At 69.1% G+C, this 21,089-nt stretch carries 15 protein-coding genes; 5 read left to right on the forward strand and 10 right to left on the reverse strand.

The genetic code is table 11. From position 1 onward, the window contains the following. Nucleotides 1-9: 9 nt before the first annotated feature. The 10 genes from BDW27_RS03820 to BDW27_RS03865 form a co-directional block, all read right to left on the reverse strand. Complete coding sequence (locus BDW27_RS03820; RefSeq protein ID WP_233515623.1) at nt 10-1,395, reverse strand: NAD(P)/FAD-dependent oxidoreductase; 1,386 nt, start codon at nt 1,393-1,395, stop codon at nt 10-12. Beyond that, complete coding sequence (locus tag BDW27_RS03825) at nt 1,388-5,800, reverse strand: amino acid adenylation domain-containing protein (RefSeq protein WP_110048250.1); 4,413 nt, start codon at nt 5,798-5,800, stop codon at nt 1,388-1,390. The genes BDW27_RS03820 and BDW27_RS03825 overlap by 8 nt, the downstream gene beginning before the upstream one ends. Further along, nucleotides 5,797-7,605: an amino acid adenylation domain-containing protein gene (locus BDW27_RS03830; protein ID WP_110048251.1), complete on the reverse strand. Its 1,809-nt coding sequence runs from the start codon at nt 7,603-7,605 to the stop codon at nt 5,797-5,799. Before BDW27_RS03830 ends, BDW27_RS03825 begins: the two co-directional genes overlap by 4 nt. 43 nt (nt 7,606-7,648) lie before the next feature. Then, on the reverse strand, nt 7,649-9,952 hold the full coding sequence (locus tag BDW27_RS03835; RefSeq protein ID WP_110048252.1) for an excinuclease ABC subunit UvrA: 2,304 nt from the start codon (nt 9,950-9,952) through the stop codon (nt 7,649-7,651). Nucleotides 9,953-10,049: 97 nt separating this feature from the next. Next, nucleotides 10,050-11,078: an FAD-dependent monooxygenase gene (locus BDW27_RS03840; RefSeq protein WP_110048253.1), complete on the reverse strand. Its 1,029-nt coding sequence runs from the start codon at nt 11,076-11,078 to the stop codon at nt 10,050-10,052. Continuing rightward, on the reverse strand, nt 11,075-12,262 hold the full coding sequence (locus BDW27_RS03845; protein ID WP_110048254.1) for a glycosyltransferase: 1,188 nt from the start codon (nt 12,260-12,262) through the stop codon (nt 11,075-11,077). Before BDW27_RS03845 ends, BDW27_RS03840 begins: the two co-directional genes overlap by 4 nt. Then, nucleotides 12,259-13,089, reverse strand: a complete 831-nt coding sequence (locus BDW27_RS03850) for an alpha/beta hydrolase (RefSeq protein WP_110048255.1) — start codon at nt 13,087-13,089, stop codon at nt 12,259-12,261. The genes BDW27_RS03845 and BDW27_RS03850 overlap by 4 nt, the downstream gene beginning before the upstream one ends. Next, complete coding sequence (locus tag BDW27_RS03855) at nt 13,079-14,125, reverse strand: methyltransferase (protein ID WP_017545376.1); 1,047 nt, start codon at nt 14,123-14,125, stop codon at nt 13,079-13,081. Before BDW27_RS03855 ends, BDW27_RS03850 begins: the two co-directional genes overlap by 11 nt. A 73-nt stretch (nt 14,126-14,198) precedes the next feature. Then, the gene (locus BDW27_RS03860; protein WP_017545375.1) at nt 14,199-15,011 is read right to left on the reverse strand and encodes a tryptophan 2,3-dioxygenase family protein; all 813 of its coding nucleotides are present in this window, start codon (nt 15,009-15,011) and stop codon (nt 14,199-14,201) included. After that, nucleotides 15,008-16,135 carry an aminotransferase class V-fold PLP-dependent enzyme gene (locus BDW27_RS03865; protein WP_233515624.1) on the reverse strand — a complete coding sequence of 376 codons (1,128 nt, stop codon included), beginning with the start codon at nt 16,133-16,135 and terminating at the stop codon, nt 15,008-15,010. Before BDW27_RS03865 ends, BDW27_RS03860 begins: the two co-directional genes overlap by 4 nt. A 443-nt stretch (nt 16,136-16,578) precedes the next feature. Here BDW27_RS03865 and BDW27_RS03870 point away from each other — a divergent pair, with 443 nt between their 5' ends. From BDW27_RS03870 to BDW27_RS03890, 5 genes are all read left to right on the forward strand, one after another. Further along, complete coding sequence (locus BDW27_RS03870) at nt 16,579-17,052, forward strand: VOC family protein (protein ID WP_110048257.1); 474 nt, start codon at nt 16,579-16,581, stop codon at nt 17,050-17,052. After that, nucleotides 17,049-17,921 carry an L-tyrosine 3-hydroxylase gene (locus BDW27_RS03875; protein WP_110048258.1) on the forward strand — a complete coding sequence of 291 codons (873 nt, stop codon included), beginning with the start codon at nt 17,049-17,051 and terminating at the stop codon, nt 17,919-17,921. Before BDW27_RS03870 ends, BDW27_RS03875 begins: the two co-directional genes overlap by 4 nt. Further along, nucleotides 17,918-18,805: an LLM class flavin-dependent oxidoreductase gene (locus tag BDW27_RS03880; protein ID WP_110048259.1), complete on the forward strand. Its 888-nt coding sequence runs from the start codon at nt 17,918-17,920 to the stop codon at nt 18,803-18,805. The genes BDW27_RS03875 and BDW27_RS03880 overlap by 4 nt, the downstream gene beginning before the upstream one ends. Beyond that, on the forward strand, nt 18,805-19,608 hold the full coding sequence (locus tag BDW27_RS03885) for a PhzF family phenazine biosynthesis protein (RefSeq protein WP_110048260.1): 804 nt from the start codon (nt 18,805-18,807) through the stop codon (nt 19,606-19,608). Before BDW27_RS03880 ends, BDW27_RS03885 begins: the two co-directional genes overlap by 1 nt. 131 nt (nt 19,609-19,739) lie before the next feature. Further along, nucleotides 19,740-21,089: an NDP-hexose 2,3-dehydratase family protein gene (locus BDW27_RS03890; RefSeq protein ID WP_110048261.1), complete on the forward strand. Its 1,350-nt coding sequence runs from the start codon at nt 19,740-19,742 to the stop codon at nt 21,087-21,089.

Below are 21,089 nucleotides of genomic sequence, written 5' to 3' on the forward strand. Positions count from 1 at the left end.
TCGCGGCTGTCAGGTCGCGGTGCCGGACAGGCTCAGCCAGCCCTCACGGGCCCGGGCGAACTCGCCGATGATCTGCTCCCTTTCCCGGTGGAGATCCCGCCCCGCGCACAGCTTGTCCAGCACTGCGTTCGTCTCGCGGTACATGTGCCGGGCCTCGTTGTAGGGGACGGAGGTGAACGCCACCAGCTGGTAGAGCGGTGTGTACAACTCCGGGTGCTCTTGGTGGAGCCGCCGCTCCAACGACCTACGGGCCAGGAAGGCCGAGTCGTCGACGTGGGCCGACAGCTCCCTCAGGTTGTCCAGGGACAGTTCGGCGAGCGCGTGCCCGGCCCTGACCCGCACGTCGCTGTACTCCCTGGCGACGAGCTCCGTGACCGCGCCGACCTCGCTCTCGTCGGTGAGGCGAAACTTCTCAAGGAGGGCGGCCAGGGTGGCGGCGTCCTCGAAACTGCAGTTGACCCCCTGGCCGTAGAAGGGGACGACCGTGTGCGCGGCGTCCCCCACGAGCACCACGCGGGCGTGGTGGTAGGGAGCGCAGTCGACCGTCCGGAGCCGCGTCGGCAGGCGGGCCATGAGACCGCTTCCGACCTGGGTCATCCGGTCGAACACGTCCGGGAACTCGGTCGAGCAGTAGTCGCGGACCGCGTCGGCCGAGTCGAGTCCGCGGAAGTGGGACCTTCGGTCGCGCCCGGCCATCGGCTTGAACAGGCTCGTGGTGAACGTCTGTTCGCGGTTGGGCTGTGCCTGGAGGAAGTGGTCGCCCCGCGGCCACAGGTGCAGACCGCTCGGATCGGCGTCCGCGTAGTCCATGGTGATCTCCGCGTGCCCGTGCGCGATGGACCTGCGGGTGACCCGCATGTGCGTCGGAGCGGAGGCGGCGATGGCGTCGCGGACCGCGCTGTTGGCGCCGTCGCAGCCGATGAGCAGGTCCCCCTGGAACCGGGCCCTGTGGCCGTCTCCGGAACGCACCGTCACCGCGGCCCGGGCCGCGTCCACTTCGACGCACTCGCGCTCGTAGTGGATCCGCGCCCCGGCGCGGACCGCCTGGTCGCGCAGCAGGTCCTGGAGGACGTTGCGGGGGATGGACAGCAGATGGTGGGTGTCCGCGGTCCCGTACGGCTGTGTGGAGACCGCGCCGTCCCGGTGGTGGATGATCCGTTTGGTCAGTACCGCTCCCTGGTGGTAGAGGCGGCGCCTGACCTCGTGGGGGAGGGCGGAGAGCCCGCGCGAGGTGAGCGTGAGGTTGAAGGAGTGGCCGCTGCCGACCGGACCGGACGCGGAGGTCCGTTCCAGGAGATCGACCTCGATCCCCTGGCCCCGGAGCAGGGTGGCCAGGGCGCACCCGACCGGCCCCGCGCCGACGATCACCGCTGAGTACCTGTGTTCTTCAGTCATGGCTCGCCTTCCGTCGCTCCTTCTCCGGCAAGGGGACCGCTCCGTGGGAGCGGAAGTACTCGAACATCCGGTCGATCCACCGCGTGTCCGCGGGTGGCAGCGGGCACCCTAGTCCGGCGAGGGACCACCGTGTCCTCTCGTTGTCGAAGGCGTGGTCGCCGAGCCGCATCACGCCCTCGCGCATGAACGGAACCAGGGGGCCAAGGCCCTCCCCCTGGGCGTCGGATTCGGCTCGCTTCTCCAGAGCGGCCATCCACTGGGCGCGGGAGGCCGGTTCGACTTCGTACCCGCGCTCGCGGATGGCCTCGATGATCGCGGGCCACGACAGCCCACGGTCGTGGAACAGGTGCCAGTTCGCGTCGTCGGGCCCAGCTGCCGAGAGGCGCACGATGGCCCTGGCCACGTAGTCCACGGGCAGCAGGTCGACGGGCGGTGCGTCCGTAATGTCATCCGGGTAGCGGCCCAGGAGCGTGAAACTCTTCATCTGGAGCCAGAAGAAGTCGTCGTGCCTGGAGGCCCCGGTGCCGTCATGGCCGCCGATCCGGCCGACCCGGTGCAGCGTGACCGGCAGTCCGGCCTGCCTGGCCTGAAGGGCGAGGTGTTCGGCCACCCACTTGCTCTGTGAGTATCCGATGCCCAGGGACGCGGGGTCGCCCGGAACCGCGTCCTCGGTCACGCGGTCCCCGGTCGAGTCAGGAGGAAAGACCCCCATCGTCGAGACCAGACGCAGCGGTGTCCGGTTGGCCGCGCAGACGTCGAGCAGCACCCGCAGGCCGTCGACGTTGGCGCGCCGGACCGTGTGATAAGGAACGACGAAGTTGATGTGGGCGGCGGCGTGGTAGACCTCGGCCACGGACCTCGCCAGTCGCCTGTACTCCTCTCCCAGCCCGAGTTCGGGCTGGGAGAGGTCGCCCAGGACGACCTCGACCTCGTCGAGCACGGAGGGGTCCAGGGCGAACTTCTCGAACGCTCCCGCGAGGCGCCGCCGGGCCTGGTGTTCGGTGTCCGCGCGGACGAGGCAGCGGATCCGTCGCCCGGCCCGCCGGAGCTCGTCGAGCAGATGGCTGCCCAGGAAGCCGGTCGCGCCGGTCAGCAGGACCGTTCCGTCTCCCGGTTCCCGCCTGGGAGAGACGGAGAAGTCGCGTAGCCGTGCGTCGTCGCGCAGCACCTGCGCCGTCGTCCCCTCCTCTGCGCCCTCTCCGCCCGCCAGGCACCCGGCCATCCCCCTCAGGGTGGGGGTGTTGAGCAGGGCCGACAGAGCTACATCGGTGTCGAAGCGCTGCCGGACGAGTCGGTGCAGGCGGGCGGCGAGCATCGAGTGGCCGCCGAGGAGGAAGAAATCGTCGTCGGGGCTCTGGGGGGAGGACCCGAGCAGCTCCGCCCACACTTCGGCCATGGCCAGCACGTACCGGGCTCCGGGCTCGTCCTGTCCGACCGCCTCCGCCAGGGACTGGTGCGGGCGATCGACGCCGGAGCCGTCGACGGTGGCATCCCCGGCCCGCCCGACATGCCGACACTCAAGCGCGCGGCGGTCCATCTTCCCGGTCGCGGTCAGAGGAATGCTGTCTACACGGGTCAGCGTCGCCGGGATCATGTAGTCGGGGAGCAGGTCCGCGAGACGCGCCCGCCATTCGGGCCGTGGTTCGGCACCGGACTGCACGAACGCGTGCAACCGCAGTTCGCTCCCCGAGGCCTGGGCGATCACCGCGGCCATCTCCACGCCCAGCGCACGTTCGAGCGCGGACTCCACCTCGCCCGGCTCGACGCGGTAGCCCCGGATCTTGATCTGGTCGTCGATCCGGCCGCGGTAGTGCAGGCGTCCATCCGGCGCCAGGACGACCACGTCTCCGGTCCGATACATCCGCTGCCCGGGCGGTCCGAAGGGATCGGGCCGCATCGCCCTTGCGGTCCTCTCGGGCAGGTTCAGGTAGCCCGGAGAGATCACCGGCCCCGCGATGCAGAGTTCCCCCTCCACCCCGAAGGGCGCCAGGCGGTCGTCGTCGATGAGGACGCGGGCGTCCACGCCCGGGACGAGCGCGCCGATCGGCGGCATCGCGGGCCACGTGTCGGGATCGGCGGCCAGGGTCTCCGCCGTGCACCAGTGCGCTTCGGAGGGTCCGTAGGCGTTGATCAGACGAGCGTCGGGCAGTGCACGGAACATGGCGCGCAGGTCCTCGGTGACGACCAGTCGTTCTCCGGTGACGTACACCTCGCGCAGGTCCGGCAGCCGCACGGCGGAGGTCCGCAGGACCGCGGCGAGTTCGCGGAGCGCCACATACGGGAAGAACGCCCGCTCGATGCGCTGTTCGGCGAGCTGTGCGGCGAGGGCCTCGAAATCCGTTCGAGCGTGCGCGGGAGGGATGACCAGTGTGCCGCCCGTGCACAGGGAGCCGACGAGTTCCAGCGCGAAGACGTCGAAGGCGGGGGACATGTACTGGAGCGTGCGCATCCGGCGTCCGGACGAGATCCACTCCTGGCAGTGCGCGAGGTTGGCCAGCGTGGCCTCGGTGATCACCACACCCTTGGGCCGGCCGGTGGAGCCCGAGGTGTAGACGACGTAGGCGGTGTCGCCGGGCCCCTTGCGTCCGGGCTCGACAGGATCGGCCGGATCGCCGCCCAGGTCGTCGGGGGCGAGGACCTCCAGCCCCGGAGGCAGGTCCGCGCCGGACAGGTCGACGTCGGGGTCACGGACGAGGATGGTGGATCCGCTATCGCCGATGGCGAAGCCGAGCCGTTCCACCGGGTTGCCGGGATCAAGGGCGACGTAGCTCCCGCCGGCCCTCAGGATTCCGAGAACCGTGGCGACGAGGTCGGGGCCGGGGTGCAGCAGGACGGCGACCGGCGTGCCCGACCGTACCCCACGCGCGGCCAGGTCCACCGCCACGGAACGGACCCGCGCGTCGAGTTCGGCATACGTGGACTCGGCGCTGCCAGTGACCAGGGCGGGATGGTCGGGGGCCGCCTTGACGGCGGCCGTGAAGAGGTCGTCGGTCAGTTCGGTGCCCAGCTCACGGGCGTCCTCCTGCCGCGAGCAGGACTCGATGATCGCGGCCTCCTCGCGCGCACCCGTCCAGGGCAGCTCGCGGACCGGTGTGTCCGGTTCGGCGAGCACGCTCTCGATGAGCTTCCGGAGCCGTTGGACGAGGTGTTCCGCGATGACGGCGCCGTCATCGGTTGTCGAGGTGTGCTCGACGATGAGCGTCCTGTGGTTCTGGGCCTCGTCGACGATGAGGGCCAGATCGTACTTGGCGCCGCCCGAGGTGTACTCCCAGGTGGCCACCCCCCAGTCGTGAAGATCGAGGCCCCGTGCGTGGGACGGCATCACGGTGATCATCGCGTTGAACAGCTCGCCGGTGCCGTCGCGGTGGTCACCGCTCTCGCGGAGGTCGGCGACCACGGTCTCCAGCGGGGCGTGCCGGTGCCGGAGCACGTCGAGCACCTCGCGTCTGACGTCCTGGAGCACGTCGTGGGCGGAGGCCCGGTCCGCCAGGCGGTGGCGTAGCACGACGGTGTTGGTCAGGTGTCCGACGACCTCGGCGTCCTCCCCGCCCTCGCGCACCGAGAGCGGCATGCCCAGCAGGACGTCGTCGTGACGGGTCTGTCGGTGCAGCAGCACGATGTACACGGCGATGAAGAACATGCTGGTGGTGATGCCCTGAGCGGCGCAGAACTCCTGCACCCGTGCGTTCAGCTCCGCGTCGAGGACCGTCTGGGCGGAGGTGCCGCGGGGCGCTCGATCCCCCGTCAACGAGACGGGCACGACCGCGGGCGCGCCGACGAGCTTCTCCCGCCAGTAGCCGAGCGTCCTCGAAACCGCCCCTGGCTCTCCCGTGTCCGCCACACGCTCACGCCACCGGGCGTAGGCCTCGAACGACTGCCGAGGGACGGGCCGCTCGGGCGCGTCGCCGCGTGCCAGGGCCGTGTAGGCCGCCTCGACGCGACGCAGGTAGGGCTTCCAGGACATGCCGTCGAAGACGGTGTGGTGGATGTTGAAGACCAGCAGACTCGTGTCCTCGGACAGGAGGCGCAGGTGACGGACGCGCGCGAGCGGTCCCGTGCCCAGGTCGAACACGGTCCGGGCGACCTCGTCCACCTGCTCGCCGATCCACGTTCGCGGATCCCGCCCGCCGGAGTCCCGCAGTTCGACGACCGGGTCCAGGCGGTCGTGCACGATCTGCCGCAGGTCACCATCCGAGCCCATCTCGAACGTCGTGCGCAGGGCGGCCTGCTCCTGGTGGACCGTGCGTACCGCTGCCACGAAGCGGTCGTCGTCCAGCAGGACGGGGAGCCTGAGAACCAGCGGCTGGTTGTACGCCGTGGGATCCTCGGTGCCGTACGTGCTCGCGAACCACAACCCGGCCTGGACCGGTGACGGCGGGAACGCCTGTCCTCCGAGGCTCGTCATCTGGAATCACCTCCACGGCGCCGGGCCCGGACCAGAGCGGCGACACCGGTCACCGTGCCCGCGTCGAGGATGTCACTGGGGGACAACGAGACGCCCACCACGTCGTCGAGCCGGGATCCAAGGTCGATCAGGTGCAGCGACGTGACCCCGGCCTCCAGGAGCGCTTCGTCGGCGCCCAGGCCCTGGCGGTCCATCACGGCGGCAAGCGTCGACCGGACGGTCTCGGCGAGTCGGTCCTTCGGAGGCCGTTCCCCGTTTCGCTCGGTCCCCTGCTCGACCGAAGCGAGCCGAGTGCGCAGCTCCCCCCGGTCGACCTTGCCGTTGGCGTTCAGGGGGAACGAGTCGAGGAGCGTCACGGTCGTCGGAACCATGTAGTCCGGCAGCCTCTCGCGCAGGTGGGTCATGAGAGCGTGCTCACTGACCCGGCTCCCCTCGGCCCCGGGCTCGGCCGTGCACCACAGCACGAGTCGTTCCGAGGCCCCGTCGCCGACGGGCGCCTGGACTACGGCCCGGGCCACACCCGGGAAGGCCTCGGCGGTCACCTCCACGTGGCGGGGCTCCACCCGGTACCCCCGGACCTTCAGCATCTGGTCGCCGCGCCCGCCGAGCACGATCTCGCCGTCCTCGGTCCATTTGGCCAGGTCTCCGGTGCGCAGCAGCCGTCGGCCGCCGTGCCTCACGAACTTCTCCCCGGTGAGCTCCCGGTCGTTGAGGTAGCCCAGGGCCAGTCCCTCCCCGGCGATGCAGAACTCACCGATCCGACCCGGCGGGCACTCCTCGAAGTGCTCGTCCCGCACGGACAACTCCACCGTGGGCATCGGGCGGCCGACGGGGACCTCCCCCGTGGACAGGTCCGCGGCGGTGACCCGGTGGACCGCGGTGAGCGCGGAGTTCTCCGTACAGCCGAAGGCGTTGAACAACGCGCCCTCCATGACGCCGAGGGCCCGTTCCAGGTGCGTGGTGGACGGGAAGTCCCCGCTGACGATCACCCACCTGGCCCGGGCGACGGTCTCCGGATGGTGCTCGACCAGGAGGTTGAAGAGTCCGACGGGCAGGTTCAGTACCGTGGTCCGGTCACGGATGATCAGCTCGGCGAGGTCCCGAAGTGCGGGGACCTCCTGCGGGGCGACCATGAGCCTTCCGCCGCGCAGCAGGCAGGTCCAGATGTCGGTGGTCGACGCCGCGAAACTCGGCTGTGCGAGTTGCAGGAACCTGTCGCCCGGCCCGGGGGTGTAGTCGGTCAGGTGCCGGGAGACCCTGGCGATGCCGCGGTGCGCGATCACGACCCCCTTGGGCACCCCGGTCGATCCGGAGGTGAACAGGACGAAGGCCGGGGCGTCCGGGCTCGGCTCGGCCGAGGGCGGCCCGGCCGGGACCGCGGCCGCCTCGGCCAGCAGGTCTGCGACCGGCAGGTCCTCCTCCCAAGGCGCTTCGGCCGGGCGGTCGCCGACCACCATGAGAGCGGGCTCGGCGGCCTCGTACATCCGCGCCTTGTAGTCGGGCGGATGGGCGGGGTTGAACGGGACGACGACGAGCCCGGCCTTGAGTATGCCGAGGAAGAGCTGGTAGGTGGCAAGGCTTCGGTCGAGGTGGACGCCCACGTGCTGCCCCGGCCGCAGCCCCCGGGCGGAGAGAGCCAGGGCGATCCGGTCGGTGCCCGCGTCAAGCTCCCCGTACGTCAGGGTCCGCAGGCCGTCCGTGATCGCCTCACAGTGCGCCTGGTCCCGTGCCGTCCTCGCGAACGCGCCGGTGATCGTCTCCGAGATGACGGCCTCCGGTCGTCCGAGTGTGGTCGTCGACAGCATTCCCACTCCTCCATCACAGCTCTGCTCGGGATCGCTCATGGGGTTAGACCAGCTCCTTGGCCAAGTACCTTCCGGTCAGACTGTCCTCATCAGTGGCCAGGTCCTCCGGCCGACCGGTGAAGACGACCCTGCCCCCCTCGTGTCCCGCGCCCGGCCCGAGATCGATCACCCAGTCGGAAAGCCGCACCACGTCGAGGTCGTGTTCGATGACGATCACCGTGTTGCCCGCGTCGATGATGCGGTGGAACAGGGCGACCAGGTTGCGCACGTCGGCCATGTGCAGCCCTGAGGTCGGTTCGTCGAAGACGAAGATCCGCCCGTTGTCGGTGAGCCGGCTCGCGAGCTTCACGCGCTGCCGCTCGCCACCGGAGAGTTCGGACAGCGAACGACCGAGGGTGAGGTAGCCCAACCCCACGTCCACGAAGGCCTTCAGCCGCTCCCTGACCGTTCCTCCGATCTGCTCGACGGCCTCCTCCACGGTCGTCTCCAGCAACTCGGTGACCGTACGGCCGTACAACCGGTACTGCAGCACGTCAGGGTGGAAACGCCCGCCACCGCACGTCTCGCACGTGACCGTGACGGGGTCGAGGTAGGCCATGTCACTGGTCACGCTCCCGCGCCCCTTGCAGGTCGGGCAGGCGCCCTCGGCGTTGAAGCTGAACAGACCGGGTTTGACCCCGTGCACACGCGCGAACTCCTGGCGGATGTGGTCCCAGATCTTGGCGTAGGTCGCGGGGGTCGACCGGGGGTTGATGCCGACCGCGCTCTGGTCGATGACGACGACGCCGGGGTTCTGCTTGGGCAGCACCTGGGTGGTCAGCGAGCTCTTCCCCGAACCGGCGACTCCGGTCACGGCCGTGAGGACGCCCAGGGGGAAGTCGACGTCGACGTCGCGCAGGTTGTGCAGGTTGGCGGACCGGACCTGGAGGTGGGCGTCGAAGCGGCGCGCCCTGGAGGCCGGGAGCGGTTCGCGCAGCCCCGTGCCGGTGGCGGTGTCGCTCGCGGCGAGTTCGGCCGGGGTGCCCTCGAAGACGACCGTTCCGCCGTGCTTGCCAGCGCCGGGACCGATGTCGATCACGTGGTCGGCGGCCTCGATGACCGCTCGGTTGTGCTCGACGACGAGGACGATGTTTCCCTTGTCCCGCAGCTGGTATAGCAGCGCGATCAGCCGCTCGACGTCACGGGGGTGCAGGCCGGTGCTGGGCTCGTCGAACACGTAGATCATGCCGGTCAGGCTCGATCCGAGGTGGCGCACGGTCTTCAGGCGCTGCCCCTCGCCGCCGCTGAGGGTCAGGGAGGAACGGTCGAGGGAGAGGTAGCCGAGCCCGACCGTCTCCATGCGCCGCAACGCGGCGATCGGCTGCGCGAGGAGCGAGGCGTCGCCGATCGTGGCCTCCATCGCGACGAGCGTGTCCAAGAGCTCGGTCACCTGCATCGCCGACAGGTCCGCGATGTTGCGTCCGTCGATGCGCGAGTCGAGGACGGCTCTGGAGAGCCGAGTGCCGCCGCAGGAGGAACAGGCCGCCATGTCGACGACCTTCTCGACGTACTTGCGCTCCTTGGCCTTCAGCGAGTCCAGGCCCGGCTTGACGTACCGCCGGGTGAACCGCTCCACGAGGCCTTCGTAGTCGTTCACCGAGACGTTGCCGAACTCGTCGGGCCGGGCGGTCTGGAAGCCGCCGCCGTGCAGCAGGAGTTCGAGCTTGTCCTCGGAGTAGTCCCTCAGCGGGAGGTCGGAGTCGAACAGTGGCTCGCCGAGGCGGGAACCGGACTGGTCGCCGTGGAAGTGGGCCGTCGCGTAGCGCTTCCAGTAGTTCGTGCCGACGGCGAAGTTGGGGTGCTGGATGGCGCCTTCGTTCAGCGACTTGGACCGGTCCAGCAACCGGTCGACGTCCAGGCTCAGCACTTGGCCCAGCCCCTCGCACTCCGGGCACATCCCCTCGGGCGCGTTGAACGAGTAGGCGGTCGACTCGCCAGCGCTCGGACTTCCGTGCCGGGAGAACAGGACGCGCAGCATCGGCTGGACCTCGGTGAGGGTGCCGACCGTGGAGCGCGCGTTGCGCCCCAGAGCGCGCTGGTCGACGACGATGGCCGGGGAGAGGTTCTCGATGTATTCGAAATCGGGGCGTTCGAACTTCGGGAGCCGGTTCCGAATGAAAAGCGGGAAGACCTCGTTGAGCTGCCGTTGTGATTCTTTGGCGATCGTCTCGAATATCAGTGACGACTTCCCTGATCCGGATACTCCGGTTACCACGGTCAGTGCGGGTGAGGGGACTCGCACGGTGACACCGTTCAGGTTGTTCGCACGGGCCCCGTGGATGATGAGTGCCGGCCTCGTACTGTTCACCGTGTTCTACCTTCTTTCATGGATTATTGCTGGTCATTCACGAGATCGGTGCCTCCGGCGAATCCCTGGGATCCGAGTACCGAGATCACGGCGGGGGTCACGTTCCGACGTCACGCCCGAAGCTCCCCCCTCTGGTCAGGAGGCTGGCCGCGAACCGGCTCAAGGGAAGATCGAACACGTCTTCCACCTGGGAAAACCATGCGGCGCTCGTTCTGCCCTGTTCCTGGAACCGCTCGACGACGGGTCGACGGGTCTCCTCATACACGGACAGCGCGCGGGGAAGGTAGTCAGCGACGGCCATGCTTTCCACCAGCACGAAAGCGTCTTCGAAAGCCAGGTGCGTACCGCTACCGATCGAGTAATGCACGGTGTGCGCGGCGTCACCGACAAGTACGATGTTACTGCGGGACCACGGGCGCACCGTCCGTTCTCGGAATCTACGCCATATCAGGTTATCCCGAACCGGATCAGGGCGAACGGGGAGACCGAAAAGGACGGAGAGATCGGCCGGTCCGAGCGCCCTGGCCCCTTCCACCAGAAAGGTACTGGCGGAGTCGCTGAACGGGTAGGCGTGCGCCATGTAACAGCCGTCGACCGCCGACACCCCGAGGAAGTTCAGTTCACCGAGCGCCTGGTCGAGACCGAGCCAGGCATAGGGCGGGCCGACCTCCTCGACAGTCGTGGTGAAACCGGCCCGATCCGCCATCGAGCCCGCGCCGTCCGCGCAGACCACGAGGTCGTACGAGCTCGCGAGGGCGGAAAGCTTCGGCGCCTCGCGCTCTCGGAGGACCACGCCCTGCGCGCCGCAGGCCTCCCACAGCAACCGCTTCAGCGTGGAACGCGCGATCGCCGCCATCGGCGGGGTCGCCTTCGTCGTCCACAACTCCCCGTTCCGGCTGACACCGGTCCGCTCCCAGCGAGCCAGGTGCCGGGCCACGGCGTCCGCCAGGTCAGGCGCGGCACGGCGGAGGAGGTCGAGTGACTCCGAGGGGAGGATCACGCCGAAGCCGGTGTCCTCTCCCCGGCTCCGTTCCCACACGACGACGTGGTCTGCCACCCCGCGCTGCTTGACCAGCAACGCGGTGAGGAGGCCCGCCGGGCCTCCGCCGATGACCGCGACTCTCACGACCTCACCTCGGCCCGCTCACCGACGATGGACGAGAGCCGTGTGGCCACGGTGCGAACCGATGGCATCTCCTCCATCTCCCGCTGAACCGCGGCCGCGGCCCCGCGCTTGGCGGAGGAGGTGAGCACATCGACGGCGGCCTTGGCGAGTTCGGCGGAGTTCAGCCCGTTGGGGTCGACCATCGTGCCCGCACCGCACGCCTCCACCGCCTGGCCGTTGCTCATGCTGACCGTTCCGGCGATGGGGATCACCACCTGCGGCAGGCCCGCGGCAAACGACGTCAGCAGGCTTCCGGAGCCGCCGTGGTGCACGATCGCGTCCGCCTGGTCGAGGGCGAACTTCAACGGCAGCCACCGCTCCAGCCGCACCCATGGGGGCAGCGGGACCGGAAGGCGGTCCAGGACCGCCCCGCCGGAGAGGATGACCGCTTCGCACTCCGTCCCCTCCAGAGCCTCGACAATGCGACGGTAGGTGTCCCCCCGCTGGGCCTGGGCCTCAGTGGTCCCGCAGGTCAGGATCACGCGTGGCACGTCACGCTCGTGAAGGAGCCACGGGGGCACGTCGCCCGCGCCGTTGAAGGACCCGTACCTCATGCCCAGTCGGTGTCGAGGTTTCCCATTGGTCCAGGGCAGCTCGGCGAAGTTCGGTAGGGACGGCGGCAACACGTCCAGCTCGACATCGGCCTCGGGGACACAGTCGGGCAGGTCGTCCCGACTAGTGAGCATGTGTTCCAGTGCAGGGGCGAACGTGGGGAGCGGGATCCCGTACCCGTGCAGCACCCCTACGGCTCCGAGCGCGTGGGCCACGACCAGACCACAGGCGTGGATGCCCGGGTACACGACGGCCTCCGCACCCCACTGCCGACCGATCCCGAGCAGGTCGTCGAGCATGCGCAGCCCGACCTCGCCGAAGTAGGCACCGTGCACCCGCAAAGCCTCCGCGTCGTCCGCCGCGTGCCCGGACTCCCCGCGCGCGATGACTTCGAGCAACTGGTCATAGGGTTCTCGCGCGTCGAGCCGACCACCCGCGTCGACGGTGGTGAGACCGGCTCGGCGCGCGGTGTCCGCCGCGGGGCCCGTGGTGGCCACCAGGACGTCGTGGCCGTCCAGGGTGAGCTGTTGGGCCAGCGGTACCAACGGCAGGACGTGGGAGACGACCGGCATCGATGTGAACAGGTACTTCATGAAGTGGGGGTCACCCTTCCCAAACGATCCAGGCTGAGTCGACCGAATCCGGTCTCGGAGTCGGCCAGGTCCAACGGCAGGTCGAAGTGATCCCGGTCGGGAACGACTTGGGAGACGACCGGGAGGTCGGAGCCCGCGAGACGGGCCTCGTACGCGCGCTGCTGACGCAGATAGGTGTGGGTCTCGTACCGGCCCGCGGCGAGGAGAACCGCGTCGCACCGCGGAGCGGGCATCCACAGGGGGCTGTGGTCCCGTGCGGTCTCGCGGGTCAGGCCGAGGGCGTCGTTGACGTAGGTCTCGGGGATCTCGGTCAGGTCGTACAGGCCGCTGAGCAGGAGGGCTCCCCTCACGCGGGGCGTCGCCGGGTCGGCCAGCGCGCACGCGAGCAGGTGGGCGCCCGCGCTGCTGCCCGCGACGTACATCCGGTCCGGGTCGATGCCGAAGGACGGTCCCCTGTCGGCGATCCACACCAGGGCGCGTTCGACCGAGGCGATCATGTCGGGCAGCGTCCGCTCCGGCGCCAGGCCGTAGCCGACGGCGACGTAGGCGAGGCCGTGGCGCACGGCGTTCTCGGCGGCGAAGCAGGCGTCGTCGATGCCAGACTCCTGCCAGTGCCCACCGTGCACGAAGACGAGGGCGGGAGACCCGGACGCACCGGCCGGGAACAGGTGACACCTCTCGCCGGGTTCGTCCCCGTACGGCACGGACTCCTCGACCCGGAGTCGGCCCCGGGCCGCGGCCCCGCGCTCCCGGTACAGGCGCAACGAGCGTCGGGGGTGGCGCGCGACGGAGCTCGGGGAGTACTCGGTGTCGAGGTCAGACGGCATCGGGTTTGCTTCCCTCGATGACGCCGTGCGGCGTCCAACCGTTGCCCCGGATGCGCGTGATGTCCACGAACCCCGTCTCCTCCAGCCAGGTCTCGTGCTCACACCACTGGTAGATGGTCGCCTCCTCGGCGGGGAGCGTCGCGAAGTAGACGTTGTCCAGGGCGGCGTAGAGCGGTCCGCGCCCGTCGTCGTCAGCGAACGCGTTGAAGACCGCGACCCTCCCGCCGGGCCGCAGCGCGTCGTGCGCCTTCTTGAGGAGTTCCCGGTTCTGCTCCGGTGACCAGATGACGAACTGGTGCGCGAAGAGGACGAGGTCCGCACCGGTCGGCCAAGCGTCGGAGAACATGTCCCCGACCACGACGTCGACGCGGTCGGAGAGCCCGGCCGCGCGGATGTTGTCCCTCGCCACCTCGATGGCACCCTCGAGGTCGAAGACCGTCACCTTCAGATGGGGGTGGGAGCGTGCCAGCGCGATGGCGTTGACCGCGTCACCGCCGCCGACGTCGAGGACGGTCGCGGTGTCGTGGAAGTCGACCTGACCGAGCAGCACGGGATTGGAAAGCTCGGACCACGCGTGCATGCCACGGAAGAACAGGCTCTCGAGTTCGGGCGCCTGCTCCAGCCGGGTGTACAGGTCGTTTCCCCGTCCGGGGAGGTGTCTGAGCCCCTCGTTCTCCCCGGTGCGCAGCGACTGCGCGTACTCCGTCGCCGGAAGGTAGGAGAGTCTCTGCTGGAAGTCGATGATGTTGCGGATCAGCGGCCACGTGCCGTCCTTGATCGCTTCGCGCAGCGGGGCGCTCGGCACGTACGTTCCGTCCGCATGGTCGGTGAGCCCGAGCGAGGTCGTGCCGAACATCAGCTTGCGCGCCGACTTCGCGGGCAGGCGCAGCCCCTCGGCCACCTGCTCGCAGGTCGACGGGCCATTCTGGGTGAGGTACTCGAACAGCTGAAGTTCGGAGGCCGCCCGCAACTGCTGGAACGCGGAGAACCCGAATATCAGTGGAACAAGTGACTCCAGGTCGGCTTTTCCCGTCATGTCCTAGCTCCGATCAGTTCGACAAACTCTTGCTCAGCGGCGACGACGCGTCCGGCTGCGGACGCGTCGCGAGTCATGGCGTCCCTCCCTGTGCCGGGCTCTCCAGACGGGTCCGGAACGTCCACAGCTCGGGGAAGAACCGGTGTTCGTTGATCTCCCGCAACCAGGAGGCCCCGTCCGTTCCGCCGGTCCCGCCCTTCCCGCCGAGCATCCGCTCGACCACCAGCAGGTGCGTGGCGCGCCATCGGGAGAACTGGTACGCGACCTCCAACAGGCACTCCGCGAGCCGGTGCGGACCCCGGTGGGTCCTCGGGTCGCCATAGATCTCCAGCCAGACATCCTCGACTCCGGCGTTCGGTTCGTGCTGTTCGGTCTGCGGCCGCCGCAGGCAGGACTCCGGGACCGCGAAGCCCCGCCGGCCCAGGTGGTGCAGCGCGGCGTCATACAGCGACGGCTTCGCGAGTTCATCCCGCACCCGCTCGGGCCCCTCACGCAACGCGGCCCGAACGTGCCGCGCGGGTCGGTTCCCCAGGGAGAACTCCAGCGTGCGATAGGCGAAGGACTGCACGCCCGACGCGTCATCGAGGACGTGGCGGAACGCGACGAACTCGTCGGCGGACATCCCGTTCATGGCCTCCCAACAGGCCGCGAGGACGCCCTGGCTGCGGACAGCCCTGGCCAGGGCCAGGCAGGCGCCGTCGAGGTCGTCGTGACCGAGCTCGGTCCTGGCCGAGTCGAGGTCGTCGGTCACCATCCGGAAGAGCAGCTCCTTGACCTGACTGATCAGGAGGAAGCCCAGTTCTCCCCGGACATCGCTTCGGGGGCGCTGTAGTTCGTGCAGCTCGTCCATGCGTGCGTACGAGACGTACTCGGGTACCCCGGTCATCGTGACCTCTCCAGGACGTGGGCGAATTCCCGCGCCGCGTGCCACACCTGCACGTGGCTCACGTACAACGGGGCGAAGGCGATCCGGATCAGGTCGGGCGGGCGGGAGTCGATGAGGACGCCGCGCTCGGCCAGCTCGTGCTCGACCTTCGCCGCGTCGGGAACGTCGAACGCCACGTGCCCGCCCCGACGGTCGACGTCTCCAGGTGAGGCGAGCCGCCCGATGAGGTGGGGGGAGTGTTCCTCGACGCACGCGAGGAAGAAGTCCGACAGCGATCGGTTGCGTCGGCTCAGCGTCTCGATCCCCGCCCGGGTCAGCGGGCCCAGGGCATGGTGCAGCGCGACGAGGCTGAGAAGCGGCGGAGTCCCGGTCCGGGCGCGGTCGACGCCGGCGGCCGGAACGAAGTCGGGAGACATGTCGAACGGCTTCGCGTGGCCGTGCCATCCGGACAGGGGCAGATCCACGGTGGCCTGCAACCGCTCCGCGACGTAGAGATAGGCCGGCGCCCCGGGGCCTCCTCCCAGGTACTTGTATCCACATCCGACGGCCAGGTCGACGCGGTTGTCGTCGAGGTCGATCCGCAGGACTCCCGCGGCATGGCTGAGGTCCCATACCGAGACCACTCCCGCGGCGTGGCAGCGATCGGTCGTCGGTCCGATCTCGCGGAGTTCACCGGTGCGGAAGTCCACTGGGGCGACGATCGCCGCGGCGATCCGCGACCCGTGGGTCTCCAGGGCCGAGTCGAATCCAGCCGAGGACTCGACAAGCACACGGCGGCCGAGCAGGCGTGCCACCGACTGCGCGATGTACAGGTCCGTAGGGAACGCGTCCGCCTCGATCAACAGGAGCGGCCGGTCCCCGCGCAGACGGCAGGCGGCCACCACTGCGTTGAAGAGCGTGGTCGACGTGGTCTCCCCCGCGACGACGACCTGACCCGGCCCGGCCCCCAACAGCTCTCCGATCGCGTCGCCGACAGTACGCGGCAGGTCGAGCCAGCCCTCGGCGAACCACGCCTGCACCTGTCGGGGCGCCCACTGGCGGTCCACCACCCGTTCGAGTTCGCGCAGCAGACCCGTGTGCGGAGGCCCCAGTGAATTCCCATTCAGGTGCACGTAATCACCCACGGAGAATTCTCCCACTCGCCGAGAAATCGGATCCTCGGCATCCAGTCGCCTGGCCTCATCGAGCGTTTCGCGCATGTGCCCCCTTTCAGGCTCCGAACCGGCGACGACTCCTTCGCCCCGCCGTACGAACCTAGCCGATCGAGAGGACCCCGCACCATCAAAGAATGCTCAGCCCATTGTCAGAAATCCTCTGAAGACAGGGGCCGGGAAGTCGGCCGACAGGTCTCTGATCGTCGGCGGCTGCGACCCGTTACGGCGGCTCGGGACCTCTTCCGAAGGCCATTCCGGACGCACGAACACCGACCCCTCCTCGGGCCACCGGCGCGACCTGGTGATTTCAGCCCTTCCTGGGAAAATTTTAAGTCCTCTGAATATCTTCTGATTGCCGGCCGGGCCGGGCTCGCCGAGCATAAGTCAGGAGTATCACCAGCCATGGGGGCCTCATGAACAGAATCGAAATCGCACCGAAGTTCAACCACATAGCCATCCAGACCGATGACGTGGACTCAACGATCCGCTGGTACAGGGATTTCCTCGGTGCCACCGTCGAATGGAAACTCGACACGTTCTCCCCGCTCACCCTCGAACGACTCCCGGGCATCAGGGAACTCGTGGAGCTGAAGGCGGGGGAAGTCCGGTTCCACGTCTTCGACCGGATCGACCACTCTCGGTCCGGCCCGACTCCCCTCGACTACCAGTTCCAGCATCTGGGGCTCGAGGTGGGCGAGGCGTCGCACCTCGTGGAGCTGCGGGAGCGCTGGCTACGAGTGCGGGAGTCCAACGAGGGGATCCGCTGGAACCGGGAGGAGCCCCCGTCGGAGATCGTGGTCGACCCGGACGGAATGCAGAGCCTCTACGTCCTCGACCCCAACGGGTTGGAGATCGAGTTCATCTACTTTCCGAAGGCGAAGGCATGATCGCACCGGACGAGCACGCAGCCTTCCTACCGCGGACGCTCCGCCTTCCGCCGACCGGGCACGGGTACGGCGCGGACGACGGCGCCCCCTCCCTCGTCCATCCACTCAGTCAGGAGAAGTACGAACTGTACGGCCCCGCGTGCGCGGACGCGTTCGCTCTCTTCTGGTACCGATGGGTGACAGGGCACCAGATCTCCTTCCTCCTCTGGCGGCTGCTGGGCGACGCCCTCGAACGCAGCGCTCACCGGGCGCCCACGCGGGGGGAACGGGAGGCGATGGCGGCGTGCGTGGACGGGTACAGCACGATGCTGCTCTACTCCGCCACCGTTCCCCGCGAGCTGTACCACACGGACATTCGCGAACGTATGTCGCTCCAGCATCCCGCCTTCAGCGGAGCCTGGGCACCCGACTACCGTCCGCTCCGTCCGCTCTTCCGGGCACGGTTCCCCTGGCAAGCGGACCCCTCGTGCGGGCCCCTGCGCGAAGCGCTCGAGCTCAACCACCTGACGCACGCCCGGATCGCGGACCATCTCGTCCCGGACGGGGAGTCGCTGCTCCAGAAGCACTCCGGCAGGGCGGGCGTCTCACAGGAGAAGGAGGAGCTTTTCGACGGCTTCTTCATGACCGTCCGGGGCCCCGTCAGCCGCTCCTCCCTCTGCGACCAGCTGAACTCCCGGATCGCGGGGGTCACCGCGGACCTGGACCGCAACGGCCTGTATCCCGAGGTCGACGGCAAGCACCACACCCTCGCCCCGGATCCGTCGGACAACGCGCTGGAGCGCCTGGCCCCGAACGTGCTCCTGCTCGCGCATCGCGCCGCGCAGCTCTCGGCGGACGCGGAGAACTCACTTGAGGAAGCCCACCCATGAAGCACGGCGTCGTGTTGCTGCCCGAGCACGAGTGGAAGGTCGCCGCCGAGCGATGGCGCACGGCCGAGGAACTCGGATACCACCACGCATGGACCTACGACCACCTGATGTGGCGCTGGTTCGCGGACCGCCCGTGGTACGGCTTGATCCCGACCCTCACCGCTGCGGCCACGGTCACCGAGACGATCGGGCTGGGGACTCTGGTGGCCACGCCGAACTTCCGGCACCCCGCCGTCCTCGCCAAGGACCTCGCCACGCTCGACGACATCTCCGGGGGCCGCGTCATCTGCGGGCTGGGGGCCGGCGCCCCCGGGTTCGACACGACCCTCCTGGGCCAGCCCGAGATCTCCCCGCGCGAGCGGGCGGAGCGGTTCGAGGAGTTCGTCGGCCTGCTCGACACGCTGCTCACCACGGGAGACCTGCACCGGTCCTCGCGCTGGTACACGGTGGCCGGGGCGACCTTCCACCCGCGGGCGGAGCAGGGACCCCGCCTGCCCTTCGCCGTCGCGGCCGCCGGCCCGCGAGGGCTGGGGCTCGCTGCCGGGTTCGGGCAGTACTGGATCACCAGCGGGCCGCCCAACGACTTCCGCTCGCGGCCCCTGCGCGAGGTCGTGCCGGTCCTGCGTGAGCAGATGAGCCGCCTCGACTCGGCCTGCGAACGCGCGGGGCGCGATCCCGCCGACGTACGCCGCCTGTTCGTGGCGGACGCGTCGGCGGGCGGAATCACCGCCTCCGTGACGGCGTACGAGGACGCCACGAGCGAGCTCGAAGGCCTGGGGTTCACCGACCTCGTCGTCCACTGGCCCCGGCCAGACCATCCCTATCAGGGCGACGAACGGGTCGTCCTCGACTTCGCCCGCAACAACCTGGGCGGGAGGCCGTGATGTCCCGCATCAGAGTGGACATGTTCGGTCTCTCCGCTGGCAGGGGGAGCGTGCTGGACGTCCTCGTACCGGACGCGGACCAGTCATGGGACGCGGCCGCGGTTTCCTCCCACGTGCGCGACACTGACGCGCACGAGACAGCCCTGGTGGTCTCGTGTGCGGACGGCGCCTTCACGACCAGGATCTTCCATGCGGACGGGGAGAGCCCCTTCGGCACACACTCCATGGCCGGAGTGGCCGCCTGCCTGGTCGCGCGCGGACGGCTGACCCCCGGTTCCGACCTGGTCGAGCACATCACCCCCAACGGTGCCCAGCGGCTCTGGACCGACGGACACCACGTCCGGGTGCCGTTCCACGGGCCTGCGGTCCACCACGCCGTCCCGATCGACCCCGACCTCGTCTCCCCGTACACAGGTCGCGCCTTCGGCGCCGGGGTCGGACGCCGGTTCACACTCGTCCACGTCGACGAGGACCCTCGAAGTCTCCCGGCGCCGGACCCAGTACTGATGCGGAAGTCGGGCCTCAGCGACCTCACGCTCTTCCAGTGGGACCCCGAGCGCCGACACATGGCGGCGCGGGTCTTCGCCCCCGGGTTCGGCTTCCCCGAGGACGCTGGCTGCCTACCCGCCGCCAGTGCCCTCGGAGTCGCCGCGTTGAGCCTCGATCCCACGTCACAGGGTGTGCCCGTGACCGTGAACCAGTCGACCGCGCGAGGCACGGAATCCGTCTTCACCTGTGTGGGCACGATCGTCGACGGCACCGCCGACATCAAGGTGTCGGGAAGGGTCTGGGTCATGCGGTGACCGCGGGCCGACCGCGGCGCCGAAGCGAGCCTGATCCACGAGAGGCTCAGCCCAGGGCAACCAGACGGTCGACACGAACTCCTCGAACGGAAGGCACCGTTGACACCCTCAACGAGCCGGGAAGTGGTCCATTGTTCACCGACCTGAACCAATTCCACACATGGTTCGCCCACCGAGCCCAGGAACAACACCACCATGTCACCCGCGTCCCTCTCCAGGACCTCCACGGCTGGACCACCCACCCCGAAACCGGCGACCTCCACCACCACACCGGCGGCTTCTTCACCATCCAGGGCCTGGACCTGACCCGCTCGGGACGCGGCGTCGAGGCCTGGCAGCAGCCGATCATGGTCCAGCCCGAACAGGGCGTCCTGGGAATCCTGGTCAAGGAGTTCAACGGCGTCCCCCACTGCCTGCTCCAGGCCAAGATGGAGCCGGGCAACGTCAACGGCCTCCAGCTCTCCCCCACCGTGCAGGCCACCCAGAGCAACATCGCCAAGATCCACGGGGGCCGCAGCGTCCCCTACCTCCAGTACTTCACCGCCCCGAGAAAGGGGCTGGTGCTCTCCGACGTCCTGCAGTCGGAACAGGCCTCGTGGTTCCTCGCCAAACGCAACCGCAACATGATCGTCCGGGTGGACGAACACGTCCCCATCCTGGACGAGTTCTGCTGGCTCAGCTTCCCCCAGATCAGCGCCCTCCTACGTCTGCCCAACCTGATGAACATGGACACCCGCACCGTGCTCGCCGGGGCCGCCGGGATCAGCCTCAGCGACGGCGACACTACCGAAGACACCTTCCGCGGAGCCCTGACCCGCTCCCGCCGGGCCGAGGAATCACTCCACTCGATGGTCGAGGTCCTGAGCTGGTTCACCGAAGCCAAAGGACGATGCACCCTGACCCGGCACACCATCCCACTCAACAAGGTCAGCGGCTGGTCCCACCGCGACGGCGCCATCAAACACGACCTCGACCTGCACTTCTCCGTTATCGGAGTTGCCGTGCAGAGCAACAGCCGCGAAGTCACAGGCTGGCACCAACCCATGTTCGAACCCCGCGGCCAGGGCATCATCGCCTTCCTGGTCAAGAACATCCGGGGAGTTCTGCACCTGCTCGTCCAGGCACGCATCGAGACCGGCGCCCTCGACGGAGTCGAGATGGCACCCACGGTCCAATGCCAACCCGAGAACTACAAGTGGCTCCCCGAGGCCCGCCGCCCCCTGTTCCTGGACGAGGTGCTGGCGGCTCCGGAGGACCGCGTCCGGTTCGACAGCGTCCACTCCGAAGAGGGCGGACGCTTCTACCACGCACGGAACCGCTACCTCATGGTCGAGGTCGAGGACGACTTCGACCTGGACGTGCCCCAGGACTACACCTGGGTCACACTGCGCCAGCTCACCGAGCTCGTGCGGTACGGCAACCACCTGAACGTCGAGGCCAGGAGCCTGCTGACGTTCTTCGGCTTCTACGAGGAGGCATAG

The sequence above is a fragment of the Nocardiopsis sp. L17-MgMaSL7 genome (assembly GCF_003182025.1).
Lineage (GTDB): Bacteria > Actinomycetota > Actinomycetes > Streptosporangiales > Streptosporangiaceae > Nocardiopsis > Nocardiopsis prasina.